The sequence below is a fragment of the Chitinophaga sp. CC14 genome, assembly GCF_048957795.1.
Classification (GTDB): domain Bacteria; phylum Bacteroidota; class Bacteroidia; order Chitinophagales; family Chitinophagaceae; genus Chitinophaga; species Chitinophaga ginsengisegetis.
On sequence record NZ_JARBFY010000005.1, the window covers coordinates 2,439,503 to 2,453,154 of the forward strand.

Here is a 13,652-nt window from a genome sequence, read left to right on the forward strand (position 1 = left end):
ATTGCATTAACCTTTATACCTGGATTTTGTGATCTCTACCATAGACTTCAATTTATAATACTCCCTGTCTGTGGAACCAGCGTAACCAGAACTAAAGAATCTTATATTACCCAATGGGTCAAATATGATTTTAGTGGGTGTTCCCTGGACATCAAAGAACTTGTTTTCTTCATCCTGTAAAACATCGAGGGTAATCCCTTTTTTCTTCACGAAAGATTTCACGGTAGCCCTGTCTTCAAACAGGCTTACCACAAACATTTGAAATACATCTTTTTTATAGTCTGCCACCACGCGCTCAAATCCGCTGAAAGCAGCTACACACGGAGTACACCCTGTGGACCAGAAATCCAGGGCCAGCACCTTGTTCTTATAATCCCTGAGATGAACGATATTTCCTTCCAGGTCCGGCAGCGATACTTCTTTTACAGGTTTCGTAGCGTGAAAAAGCGTAAACATTTTACCATCCCCTCCCGCGCTTGGTACTGCACCGTCGAGCGTTGTTTTCGGTGATGCTATGTACAACTTTTCCACTTCCTTATAACAGTGATGGTATGCTTCATCCTTCAGGGATTTAAGATATGCCTCAAATCCATTTTCGGTACCCTTTACCTTTTTATATACCAACCTGAATGTATTAACCATAACCGGGTTTGACTCCGCCTCCCTGAATGCTTTACTTAAGGTATCGAATGCCGCCTGATACTTACCGGCAGCAAACATCACTACTCCATACCGGTTCAGGTAATTGGATTTTGCATCTTTGAAATAGCGCATTTCGCGCATACCGTCTTTTACTTCCGAAGATTTCGCCAATAACTGTAATGCCGTATCTGTATTTCCCAGTTGGGCATTAGTTGCAGCATTTATCTCCAAAACGGTCTGAGTTCTGCCAATTCCATCTTTCAGCGCTCCTGTGCCCAGATCTTCCAATATCCCGGCTGACACCTTTTCCACTTCGCCCGGATTGGCATTTGCATCAAAGAGGTTGTCCAGTGCATAAGTCAGATACAGGAATTGAAGTACGTTGAATTTCGGCCCGGTGTTTTTATAATACCAATAACGTTCAAAGTTTCCTTTGGTAAGCCATCCCATAGCCAGCTGCGCGCGGTATTCCTCATACATGGATGGTTTGGCAGGGTCTATTGGATTTGCTTTCAACATTTCATTGTATTGCTTCTCCTGGTCTTCCACGTTTACTAATGAAGTAAAATCCTTAAAGTTATACTTCGCGGATGGCGATTGCTGCGCGAAGACGGACCCCGAAATCAGCAACAGCAAGATTAACATTTTCATTTTCATCAGATTCAGATTAAACGGTATTAAAAAATTTGAATTATTAGGATTGAAATTTCCTGCCAGGTAAATGTGGTACAACTGCATGCTGCCATTAACTTACCAGTTCTATTCATTTTCCACTAATCCCTTGTTCGCGGCCAGCATCCTTTCACCGAACTTCAGGGCAAATCTCGCGGGGCTGAGCGTGTAGGTTGCCACTACGTTGCCGGCGTCATCATAGAGTTTATGTGTGTACTTAACCGTATTGCTATACACCGGGTCAACTGAAAGCCGGCGCATATCCCACCAGCGCATGCCGGAGGTGGCGAATTCACGAATACGTTCATCAAGGATATAGCGAACCAATGCCTCTTTGCTTTCAGCTATATTTGCAGGTACAGTTGCGATATTGGCGGGCATTCTTTTGGACCGCAGCATTTCGAGATCGCTCTTTGCCCCTGCAAGGTCACCTGCCCTTGCTTTGAGCTCTGAGCGCATCAGGTAGAGGTCAGGCAATGAGGGGCCGATTTCCAACCCGGAAAAAAGTGATGCGGAGTAGCGCCTCATTCCTCCCGGAAAGGTTTTGTCGGGATTGAACATTTCAATTCCTGAGAACAGTTCCAGGCGTTTATCTGCCGGATCATATAAGGCAGCCGTTTCCGGGGAAAACACATAGGTATTGGCTTGTTGCAGCTGAAAATTAACCATACTGAGATTGTATATCACCTGCACATTGTTGGCAGCCAACGGGTAATTTGAAAGTCCGAAACCGAAGTCAGGAAACCATGAATTATCGCTATCAGGATCAAGCACTATGTTATAATCGTATAACGCGAGAGGCACTGCAGCTTTGCCAAGCTCCGCGAATGCAGCATCCACATGTGTGCTGGCCTCATTGAACTTTGCCATATACAGATAAACACGGCCCAATATAAATTCTGCCGCCAGCCTGGAAAATTTGCGCCTGTGTGTTAATGGACCAAGGTCTGGCAAGGCGTCTGTTAAATCCTTTATGATAAAATCATAACATTCCTGTACAGAGGCCCGTACAAATGTTGTTTGCGTTACATCTGCCTTTGTAAGCAGCGGCACTCCCAAATCCGTAGCAGCAGTAGCAGCATTATAGGGCAACGAAAAATCATTCAAAAAATAAAGATGGCAAAGCGCCCGTCCGACTTTGGCCTCCGCGAGGATGGCTCGTTTTTGCTGATCGGTTCCTCCCTCTGATTGCATTACTTCGTTTATGACCTTATTAAAGGTATAAATGTTGGTTAGTGGCCATGTTTCATTGGGAAGCTGATCTTCATCGTATATCCTTGCTTCAAACCTGAACAGCCTTTGTGTTCTGATCTGGGCCGCATCCATATAGGTTGCCTGGGCTGCCATTTCATCACCCATATACAAAGAGGGAGGATAGGAAACCTGCAGGCTCACTGCATTCATTAATTGCTCGTAGTCCAGCGTCGTTTTTGCCACACGGGAACCTTTAGGCTCAATTTCCAAAAAGTCTTTGGAGCATGAAGTCTGAAACATCAACGATATAAACAGAATGGGTAATAATACCCTATGAATGGATTTCATCATCTTAAGCAGGTTTAATTAAAGAGTAATGTGTGCGCCAACTGTGAATGTACCTTGCCCTATACGGATATTTCTGACACCTGCAGGCGATTGAAACTCCGGATCGATCCCGAGGTTGTTCTTCTTCCAGAGCATGAGATTAGATACCTGTGCCCTAAAAGTCAATCCTTCAGCATGTAGTCTCCGAACCAATGTTTTACCTACATCATAGGAAAGCGTGATCTCCCTGATCTTTGCATAAGACGCATCAAATGAATTCAGGTTGGAGTAGGTGTAGTAATAGATATTTCTGCCGTTGTCGATGGTAGTGTTATAGGCATACCTGGGGATATTGGTTTTATTTTCATCTCCCGGCGTCTTCCAGCGATTAGCAAATTCGGGTTGAAGCGTGTTCTGATAAAGGGGCTCCTGCCAAAAATTATTAAAATCCCGGAACAATACATGTCCTAAGTTAAAGCTGATATTAATTCCCAGTTGAAACCGCCTGTAATAAAATGTATTGAATAATCCACCTGTTGCGATAGGTTGAGAAGTTCCCGCCAAATGAACGTCTTCAGGCTTGGAGCCATTTTTATCAGACAGTATTTTTCCGTCGGCCTGGATGATCTGTGGATCTCCCACGGCGTTAAGCCCGCCGTTGATGAATTCGAATACAGCATATGCGGGTTTGCCTTCCGCAAAGGATGTTCCGATCATTCCAGTACCGGTTGTGATGGCGGTTGCCGTTGCCATCCTTGTTATCTTATTTTTGTTGTACGCTAGGTTTAAGACAGTATTCCAGTTAAAATCCCGGGAAATGACATTAAGTGAAGTCAAACTAAACTCAAATCCTTTATTTTCAAGGTCTCCGTAATTACCGATAACAGTTGCATATCCGGTCAACGGCGCCGTCATCAATGAGCCGATCAGGTTACTGGTCTTTTTTATATATCCGTCTATAGAACCGCCCAATCTGCCACCCAGCACTGTAAAATCCAGTCCTGCGTTATAGACAGTGGTTCCCTCCCAGGTAAGCTTGTCGTTGCCGGGAGTTCCGATAACCAAACCAACTCCTGTTACATAGTTTACGTTCGATGAGGACTGCAGGATATCGAATGATGCTGCCTGGGCAGGCTTGGGTGCATTACCTGTTATGCCATAGGTGAATCTCAGGTGGAGCCGGTCCAGCCATGTAAATGATTTCATGAAGTCTTCCCTGTTCAGCAACCATTTACCGCCTATGCTATAAACGGGCCTGTTTTGAGCAGATTTGGCAAGCCCAAATAAATTGCTCTCATCAATCCTCCAGCTCGCATTCAGCGCATACTTCCATTGATACATGTATCCCAATGTGGAATAGTAAGAGGTGGTTCTTGCAATAGCCCCTTCTCCTCCACCCACATTGTTTGATGGCAACACTCGTCCCAGCTGGCCGGATACCGTTCCTGTAATCCCTTTCATGAGTGTATCAATATTTACCGGACGGGAAACCTGCAACTGATCATCCCAGCCATAGTAGGTAGCGGATGACGTCAATGGTGTGGAACTTGTAGCTTCCTGTCCTGCCATAACAGTCAGCTGGTGCGGATCCCAGTTCCGATCAAATATCAGCTGATTTCTTACCGTCCAGTTTTTCTGAGACGCATTATTTACATTGAGCATCCCTCCATCCTTTGGCAACCAATACCTGGGCATGCTGTTTGCAGTTGGCGCCTGTGTAAAACCTACCAGCTGGTCCCTTACCGCGTAACTTTCCTGGTACTGAACTGTCCGGTTGTTTCTTGCAAATGTCTGGTAGCCATAAGTACCCTCAATGCGAAGTCCTTTCAGCAATTGTAATTTTGCGCTTCCCACCACTCTTCCGGATATACTGCTACTTTTCGAATATCCCCTGTTAAACTCATCAAGCGGAACGTAATCCAGGTTAACCCGGCTCCTGGCAGCATAATCAAGCCTGAGAGAATCGGTGTAATTTCCCAGGAAATTCACTGCCAGCGGATTTCCTGCATTATCGCGGAACCGCTGATAAGGTACGATGGAAACATCCGGGGCCAGCACTCCTATACCCAGATTTGAAGTACTTGCTACTGTATTGGTAAGATCAGTGATTACCGATAACTGCAATTTTTTATTGAAATTGAAATCCTGTCTGACATTCAACTTATACGAATTGTTCCGTTCACCTGGCGTGCTGCTTTGAATACCGGTATAGCTCAGCGATCCATAAAAACTGTAAATGTCGCCGCCCCCTGAAAGCGAGACTGTATGATTAGTTGAGGCGGCATTTCTGTAAAAAATACTGGAAATTTCACTCCTGTTATCGATGGCAGCCAAACTATCCAGCGCCTTATTTGCCTGCGCACCGGTGATTAGCCCCCGATACTCATCATATTGAATTTGCAGGTGCGGTGGAACCGGAGCAAAGACCTGTGCTGTATTCCAGCTATAATAAGGCGCAAATTGAGGAAAGAGTTCTTTTGCGGTAGCAATAAAATCCCTGCTGTTCATTTTCGGGATATAGGACAGATCCGGTTTACCCTGGAAATTATAATAACCGTCGTAATCGACCCGTAATTTTTGTCCTGTTTTACCCTTTTTGGTAGTAATAACAATTACCCCGTTCGCCGCTTTTGCGCCCCAGATAGAAGCTGCGGAGGCATCTTTCAGAACAGTTATATCCTCAATATCCTGCGGATTGATGTTGGCGATGGGGTTAGAGGTGCTCATAATATTATTACGGGATGCATCATTGGTATTATCACCTGGTAATTCCACGCCGTCTACCACGATCAATGGCGACCTGGTAGAGTTTAGGGAAGTCAAACCCCGAACCAGTAACGGCTCTCCACCCGGTGCATTGTTTACCACCAGGCCGGGTACAAGCCCATCCAGTCTTTGGAGAATATTGGTGCTGCTGGATCTGCTGGCAACAGTGCCCATGTCCACTTTTGCTACTGCCCCCGTATTTCGTTCCCTGGTAATATTCTGATAACCCGTAGAAACAATTTCAATAGATCCCAGCTTTTGTTCCGAAGGCACCAGAATAACCGAAATCATTTCTGAATCGTTCACCTTCACCTCTTTTTCATTGAATCCTATGAAGCTTATTATCAGCACTGCGCCTTTTTCCGCTTCTATATGAAACATCCCCCTTTCATCGCTCACAGCTACTACCTGGCTACCTTTAATACGGATAGTAGCCCCGGGCAGAGGATTTTTATCAGAGTCGGTGATTGATCCCGTGACTTTTGTTTTAGGCTCCGCAGCAGCAGATAAACTTCCATTTTTCCCTGATGCGCCACTATCTCTGCGCATCACTACCACATTGCCCTGCCTTATCTCGAAAGCAAGTTTCTCCGGCTTCAAAATGGCGGTAAGGAAATCATTCAATGGCATCTGCTGTGCCTCAATAGTCACAGGATGTGCATTCTTAATATGTTCATCATTATAGAGAACAGTTACTCCCGTCTGTTTCTCAATAATTTTAAACACATTACGCAAAGGCTCTTTGTGTAGTTTGGTAGTGATAGATTGCGCCAATCCTATGGCCTGTGCCTGAACTAAGACGACAGTTAATAACACAAATGTTAGTTTCATCGCGAACTGTATTTTGGTTGATACCAGACGGCAGGAGAAGCCACGCCAGGCTAATCCTAGCCTCCACGGCTGGTTTAAAGCATAAAAACGCATACTTTCTGAATAATTTTGGTTGGTTTCTATTGATCCTGAACAAGATGCTTTATTGGCATACCAAGTCATTACCGGAGAGATTCCCGGCATCTTTATTTTTTTAGTAAGCAGCCTGCTCAGCGCATTATTTTGTTATCAATGACACTTGCTGAATGGTTAGTCAACAGCCATCAGGGAAGTATAATTAATGTCCTGTTTCCTTCCAGTTTGTAGTGAAGTCCCACATTGCTCAGAAAATACAGAACATCGGTAAAGGGAAGGCTTCTCTTAATAGTACCACCCAGCTGTATCTTCGGAATTGTTTGCTGATAAATTACTTCAATATCATACCACCTTGCAAGTTGCCGCATAGCCTCCTCCAGCGGAACATCATCAAAGTCAAAGACACCATTTTTCCAGGCAACAACCGACACTGCATTTACATCGTCAAAAACCTGGACAGGCCTGTTTACGGTGGTTGTGAGCGCCTGTTGTCCGGGCTTAAGCAGCTTGTAGGCTGCCCCTTTCATTGCAACCCGTATCGCTCCATCCAGCAGCGTGGTTCGAACAGATTGCTCATTTTTATATGCATTCACGTTAAAACTTGTTCCGAGTACTTCAACAGAAGTCCCGCCGCTAACCGCTACCCTGAAAGGAATGGAAGGGTTTTGAGCTACTTCCATGTACACTTCTCCTGTAACACTAATAAGTCTTTCCTTGCCCGTAAATACTACCGGGTATTTAATGGAACTTTCCGCGTTCAACCACACGCTGGTTCCATCTGATAACCTAAGCTGAAACTGCTTTCCCTTCGGGGTAGATACTGTATTATGCTGAACTTCTGAACCTGTTCTTTCGTACTCAAATACCCCATTGGTAACTTTGGCAACTGTTCCTCCCTGTAATGTTATCCGGCCATTTTTAACAGTATCCAAAAGTACCTGTGATCCGTCTGATAAGGTAAGTAAAACGCTGCTTTCCCCCTGTTGTCCATTTGTTATCGACTGCACAACACCAGTTGGCGTTTCCGCTTGTTTTTTGTGATATAAATAGTAAGTACCAACACCAATTATCAATGCCACAGAAGATGCTACAGCCCAACTCCATTTCCGTATGAACGAATTCCTGTGAGCAACATGCATACCCTTCCCTGTTTCCTTATCAACAGGGAACTCCCTGCCGGGATAACGATCCAGGATATTTTTGATCATCGTTTGCTGCTGAGCTTCACTAAAGAGACCTTCATCCTGTATTTTTTCCCACATGTCTTCCAGTACAGGAATAATTTCCTGTTCAGTAGAAGCCGATTGCAACATATCAATAAGCTCCCGTCTTTCTGCTTCGGTAAACCGGTCATCTGACCATCGTTCCAATAGATGCTGTAGTCTGCTATTCACAGTCAATCAATTTATTTCAACGGATATGATCCATCTTTATCTTAGGAGAAAGCTTTTATAAAAAAGGGGGTATTCCAATGAAAAAAAAATTACAATTTTATAATCAGGAAGGAAATTATGATTGGCAGGCCATTATTCCTGATGTAGTCAACGATAGATGAAGAGGCAATCTGGAGGTATTTTTTTACAGTTTCCCGGCTAATCTGCATTTCCTCAGCTATTTCGGCATATTTTTTCCCTTCTAACCGGGCAAGCATCCAAACCTTCTTTTGCTGCGGCGGTAGCCGATCTACCGCATTTTTCACCAATATATCGTACGCTTCCTTTAAAGAGGCCTCGTCCTGTGCCTCCAGGCCGTCGGCCGCAGTTTGTGTAATCTGATGCCACTCCTCCCGTTTTTTGTACTCTCTGTCGATGTTCTTCAGCATCCTGACTGCATGATGCCTCGAGATTACGAATAACCAGGAACGAAAGCTTTCCACTTCTCCCAGAGATTCCCTTGTTAGCCATAGCTGGGTGAAAATTTCCTGTACCACGTCGGAAGCTATATCCTGATCTTTGGTAATTTTGACCAGGTATGTAAAAAGAAGGCCGGAATACGCTTTCACAAGCATAGCAAACGCCTGCTCATCCCCTTCAGAGATCTGCAGCAGCAGTTGACGGTCACTGTTATGTTTAATGCCTGACAATTAATAAATTGATTGATCCGAATTAGCCACAATGTTATTAAAAATTTCACACAGTTCGTATTAGCCTTTGGCTCATAACATAATATCTTTCTTCGGCAGATCAGATCCGTGATCTTAAAACAAGATAGTGACTTTCCGGGCCTCTTCTCATTCAGCTACCAATTGGGTTGCCGGATCCAAGATGGTATCAACGGGCAACAATGCAACGAATTAATCTATTTTTATATGTTTGTTTCTTTCTTCGTAAAGCACGACAAGATCATAAAGGTGTTCTAACAAACTCCCGATCTCGCTACGAAAAAAGCTTCCATAATACATCAACAAAACTACCTATGTCCAATCACAGAAAATTAATATCTTGAAGCATGAAAAAAATCATGCTGATCTCCTTTCTAATAGTAGCGGCTATATCCCTAAACGCACAGCAATTGACGTATAACAATCCCCTGGCTGTTGATTTGGGTGATCCTTATGTATTACATGTGAAAGGCGACAAATATTATATGTATGGAACCGGTGGCGCCAGGAATGGCTTCGCGGCCTACTCTTCTACCGACCTGGTTAATTGGAAAAACGAAGGCCAGGTATATTTTCATGATAACAAAAATGGCTGGAGCGATCCCAAAGCCGCCTGGGAGGGTGCTTATTGGGCGCCGGAAGTATATGCTATAAATGGTAAATATTACATGTTTTACAGTGCTCAATGGAAGGACAATCCAACCAGGGAACTTGAAAACTTTCGGATTGGCGTTGCAGTAGCCGATAAACCAACCGGGCCATTTATCGATGTAAACAACAAACCCATTTTTGACCCAGGTTACCCTATCATCGATGCAAATGTGCTATTCGAAACAAATGGGAAAGTATACCTCTATTATTCCCGTTGTTGCTACAAACATCCGGTACAGAGTCAAATAGCTACCTGGGCAAAAAACAAAGGCTGGTTCAATGAGATCGAAGAAAGCTGGGTGTATGGAGTAGAATTAAAACCAGATCTCAGTGGCGTAATCGGTGAACCAGTACTGCTATTGCGCCCGCCGGTTAGCATGAAAGATAAACAGGCTGAATGGGAAAGCCGCTCGGTTACATCGAAAGAAGTGAATCGCCGCTGGACAGAAGGCTCTTCCATCTTCAAAAAAGGAAATACCTATTACATGATGTATTCTGCTAATTACTTTGGCGGCAAAAATTATGCAGTGGGGTATGCTACCTCTAAAAGTCCATTGGGGCCTTTTAAAAAAGCAGCCAACAACCCCGTGCTGCAACAGAACGCTGAGCAGGGCGGCGTAGTAACAGGCACTGGTCATAATAGCATCACGTATTCACCAGATGGTAAAGAAATGTTCTGTGTATACCACGGCCGCACATCAGAAACAGGTGATAAGCGCGTTGTTTTCATAGACCGGATGAATATATTATCAAATGGGAAATTAGTGGTGCAAGGTCCAACAACAGCTCCACAGGCGTATCCAAGTGGAGTTAAGTAGCATGGTTCTTTCCTCCACTCCCTACACATTAAAAGCCGCAGATACTTTAAAGTGCCTGCGGCTTTTAATCTAACTGAAAGTTATACTGGAAAAGCCCTCACCAATAAGTCACCCATCTCACCCCCAAAAGCCCTTTATGCTTTTCAATGTGAAAAGTATCTCCTTCTTCAAACCTTGCGTATTCCGGCTCCTCCATATGTTTAGCTTCAAAAGGACCATTGACTTCCTGCAATAAAAAATAATACTGTCGTTTAGCGAAAGGCGTTTCCTTCTTATCCAATATCATAAATTCTGCATCCTCAATTTTCATTCTTTTATACTTCTGGCTACTCCGGTATTGACCGTAAGTTTTCTGGTTTACTTCTACCCATTGGGCGGGGTTGGAAATGCTGTCTGCGTGGATAAGATCAAAATAATAAACATTCCCTCCGGCCGTTCCATGATCGTATGGTGCGGTTGTATAGTACTTGTTTGCTAAAAAATATTTCTCAACTGAAGGATTGGAAGTGTCGAACGCATAATTTATCACGAGAAGGAAAGTCAATACATAAGAAAGCAACCCACCCCAAAAAATTCCTTTACTCATTACCGGAACGGGAGCTCCTCCAAATAAAAAACAATAAATGATAGCAGGTAGAAAAATACTGACAGAAAGCGACAAAAATTCTGACTGATACACGGATAAAACATGAAACAATATGAATCCATAGAGGCATGGCGTAACCAGGTCGAGCAGGAAATTATATATATTATCCGGCTTCGGTTTACTGAAGTAATAAAGCAGGTGTCTTGCAACTGAAATAAGGAATAGAATGATAAGGAGATATCTGAACCTGGATGACAAAGGATCTGTATACAGTAAATTAATGCCCAATACTATTCTCACAATTGCAAGAACTATACTGCTGACCGGGCCTGCGCCGGTTGGGTTAACAAACTCTTTATTTTTCCCTTTACTCATGTCTCTGATAATACGTTTCCTTTCGTAATACAATTTACCGTTTTTGTGCAGAATCCGGTAACAAAAAAGACGGGCTGGTTATATACAAAAAAGTATATAAAGAAAGATGCTTTAAGAAAGCATTTAGATTTACCGGAAAAAATAACAGCCCTTATGGACAATCAACAAACTAAAAAAGAGTGGATCACAACGCCTATACTCCCCTGCACTTCCATTGAAGAAACCCTGGCATTTTGGGAAATACTGGGCTACCGCATTACCTATAAACTAACCCGCCCTTACCAATATGGCATCCTTGAACGGGGTGGATATGAATTACATTTCGCCCGTGTTAAAGGCACGGGATCCGCTTACAGTGGATGTCTTGTAACGGTAACCGATGCCAGGACTGTATACTTAGAGTTTACCGGAAAACTAAAAGCATCACTGGGAAGAGTGCCTAATACCGGCATTCCGAGAATTTCGAGAATGAAACCGGATGCAACGCGGTTTACGTTAACTGATGTTTCCGGTAACTCCATCATCTTTGTTAGTTTTGGGGAGAAGGATGAAGAAGTGTGGCAGCATGCGGATAACAAAAACCAAAGTCCATTGCAAAAATCTATAGCGGTTGCCGCCCGGTTCCGGGATTACAAAAATGATGATATGGCTGCTGCGAAAACATTGGATGTTGCCTTAGCCCGGCCTGGTAATGAGTCAAATACTGATATTGCGGAAGCACTGATGATCCGCATTGAACTGGCGGAATCACTGAATGAGCCGGATCGTGCAGCGGCGTGCAGATCGCAGCTGGAGACATTATCTCTTTCAAAAGAAGAGCTGAACGCTTTAAGGCGAAAGCATTCAGTAGATGTTTCCTGATATACGTAGTTTTATTCACGAAACGCCATCGGCGCCAAAGAAGTCTGCTTCTTAAAAAAATTGGAGAAATGTGCCAGGTCATCAAAGCCTAATGTGTAGGATATTTCAGAAATATTCCAATCTGTTTGCTTTAGTAAAATCTTTGCTTCCTGTATGATCCTTTTACTGATAATGTCGGTGGTAGTGCGACCAGTAATTTCCTTTAATACTTTATTGAGATGATTAACATGTACTGCTAACCTGTCTGCATAGTCTTTAGCAGTGCGGAGTCCCAGTCTTTGTTGCGTAGACTCAATAGGGAATTGCCTTTCCAGCAATTCTATAAATAAAGAAGATATCCTGTCTGCTGCATTTTTAGTGGCATTAAGCGCCGATAGCGGCTGCAACTTTTGTCCGTAGTGGATTACTTCCAGTACAAGATTGCGGAGCAGGTCGTACTTATAAATATAATCCGTTCCCATTTCTTTGTACATCTTGCGGAAAATGTATTCCAATTCATTTGTTTCCTCTTTTGAAAGCTGGAATATGGGTAATACTCCTGGTTGGAATATGGGTAAGTCATCCAATGTAATTCCGACTTTGTTTTTAGACAGGAAATCTTCTGTAAAAATACAAAACATGCCCGACTGGTTATCATCCTGTGGCAGCCAGTGATAAGGAATTTTAGGGGTGGCAAAAAGCAGGGCGCTTTCTTTAATCTCAATTACTTTATCAGCATATTCAGCCCGGTTATGTCCTTTTATCAAACTGATTTTGTAATACGCACGCCTGCTGTAGGGCATAAAGCGCGTGCCGTTCTTTTTATCAAACAATTTCTCCGTTTCAAAAATATTGAAATGGCCGATCTCCCGGGTGATGCCTTCCGGCAGTGTTGCGGTAGCTTTCTGATAAAAATCTTCTATGGTTTGTTTGTTGACCATATCGTTTTATAAGACTCAAATTTAACGAAAAAGCAGGCTGATAGGCCTGCTTTTATTTATGATATTAAAGATTCATTCCTCCCGATATCTCAATACGTTGAGCGGTAATCCACCTGGCATCTTCCGTACATAAGAAGGCAACAACGCCGCCTATATCTTCCGGTAAACCTGCTCGTCCCAGTGCCGTCATACCACTTATTTGTTTATTCACCTGCTCATTGTCCCTGACGTGTCCGCCGGAGAAGTCCGTGGCAATGGCTCCAGGAGCGATGGCATTGGCTTTTATCCCTCTCGGACCCAACTCTGCGGCCAGGTACCTGGTAAATACCTCCACTGCGCCCTTCATAGCACCATAGGCCGAATACCGGGGGATGCTCATGCGGGCAAGACCGGAAGATACATTGATGATACCGCCTCCGTCATTCAGCAAATCCAGTGACTTTTGCGTTAAAAAGTAAACTCCTTTGAAATGTACATTCATAAGTTCATCAAACATTTCCTCACTCACTTCTCCGATTGGCGCATTGCGTCCGATGCCTGCGTTGTTGATCAGGAAGTCGAAGCGGTTGGTGTTGAACGTGTTTTTCAACACTTCTTTCAGCTGATTAAAAAAAGCATCAAAACTTTTAACATTACCTGCATCTAATTGCAGGGCAGCAGCTTTTTGGCCGGCCTGTTCAATCTGCGCTACCACCTCAAGCGCCTCTTTTTCCCGGCTATGATAGGTAAGTATTACATGAATCCCTTTTTCAGCAAGCCTGAGTGCCATATCCCTGCCCAAACCGCGGCTGCCACCGGTTACCAGGGCTATTTTATTTTTGTTCTCCATCTTT

10 protein-coding genes are annotated in these 13,652 nt (G+C 43.8%); 2 read left to right on the top strand and 8 right to left on the bottom strand.

What is annotated here, in order from left to right; genetic code table 11:
- Positions 1–6 precede the first annotated feature (6 nt).
- From PV783_RS29485 to PV783_RS29505, 5 genes are all read right to left on the bottom strand, one after another.
- Positions 7–1,293, bottom strand: a complete 1,287-nt coding sequence (locus PV783_RS29485) for a TlpA family protein disulfide reductase (RefSeq protein WP_420990550.1) — start codon at positions 1,291–1,293, stop codon at positions 7–9.
- 108 nt (positions 1,294–1,401) lie between these two features.
- The gene (locus PV783_RS29490) at positions 1,402–2,859 is read right to left on the bottom strand and encodes a RagB/SusD family nutrient uptake outer membrane protein (RefSeq protein ID WP_420990551.1); all 1,458 of its coding nucleotides are present in this window, start codon (positions 2,857–2,859) and stop codon (positions 1,402–1,404) included.
- 15 nt (positions 2,860–2,874) lie between these two features.
- Positions 2,875–6,432, bottom strand: coding sequence for a SusC/RagA family TonB-linked outer membrane protein (locus tag PV783_RS29495; RefSeq protein WP_420990552.1), 3,558 nt, complete (start codon positions 6,430–6,432; stop codon positions 2,875–2,877).
- Positions 6,433–6,695: 263 nt separating this feature from the next.
- Complete coding sequence (locus PV783_RS29500) at positions 6,696–7,901, bottom strand: FecR family protein (RefSeq protein WP_420990553.1); 1,206 nt, start codon at positions 7,899–7,901, stop codon at positions 6,696–6,698.
- Positions 7,902–7,990: 89 nt separating this feature from the next.
- On the bottom strand, positions 7,991–8,590 hold the full coding sequence (locus tag PV783_RS29505) for an RNA polymerase sigma factor (protein WP_079470807.1): 600 nt from the start codon (positions 8,588–8,590) through the stop codon (positions 7,991–7,993).
- Positions 8,591–8,955: 365 nt separating this feature from the next.
- On the opposite strand from PV783_RS29505, the gene PV783_RS29510 reads away from it, so the two are divergent.
- The gene (locus tag PV783_RS29510) at positions 8,956–10,077 is read left to right on the top strand and encodes a glycoside hydrolase family 43 protein (protein WP_420990554.1); all 1,122 of its coding nucleotides are present in this window, start codon (positions 8,956–8,958) and stop codon (positions 10,075–10,077) included.
- Between the two features lie 97 nt (positions 10,078–10,174).
- Here the strand turns inward: PV783_RS29510 and PV783_RS29515 are convergent, their stop codons facing one another.
- Complete coding sequence (locus tag PV783_RS29515; RefSeq protein ID WP_420990555.1) at positions 10,175–10,756, bottom strand: hypothetical protein; 582 nt, start codon at positions 10,754–10,756, stop codon at positions 10,175–10,177.
- Between the two features lie 435 nt (positions 10,757–11,191).
- Here PV783_RS29515 and PV783_RS29520 point away from each other — a divergent pair, with 435 nt between their 5' ends.
- Complete coding sequence (locus tag PV783_RS29520) at positions 11,192–11,899, top strand: hypothetical protein (protein ID WP_420990556.1); 708 nt, start codon at positions 11,192–11,194, stop codon at positions 11,897–11,899.
- Between the two features lie 11 nt (positions 11,900–11,910).
- On the opposite strand, the gene PV783_RS29525 is transcribed toward PV783_RS29520, so the two are convergent.
- Both PV783_RS29525 and PV783_RS29530 read right to left on the bottom strand, forming a co-directional pair.
- Positions 11,911–12,819 (bottom strand): helix-turn-helix domain-containing protein, encoded by a 909-nt coding sequence (locus PV783_RS29525; protein WP_420990557.1) that lies wholly within the window; start codon positions 12,817–12,819, stop codon positions 11,911–11,913.
- A gap of 64 nt (positions 12,820–12,883) precedes the next feature.
- Positions 12,884–13,648 (bottom strand): SDR family NAD(P)-dependent oxidoreductase, encoded by a 765-nt coding sequence (locus PV783_RS29530; protein ID WP_336389128.1) that lies wholly within the window; start codon positions 13,646–13,648, stop codon positions 12,884–12,886.
- Positions 13,649–13,652: the final 4 nt, after the last annotated feature.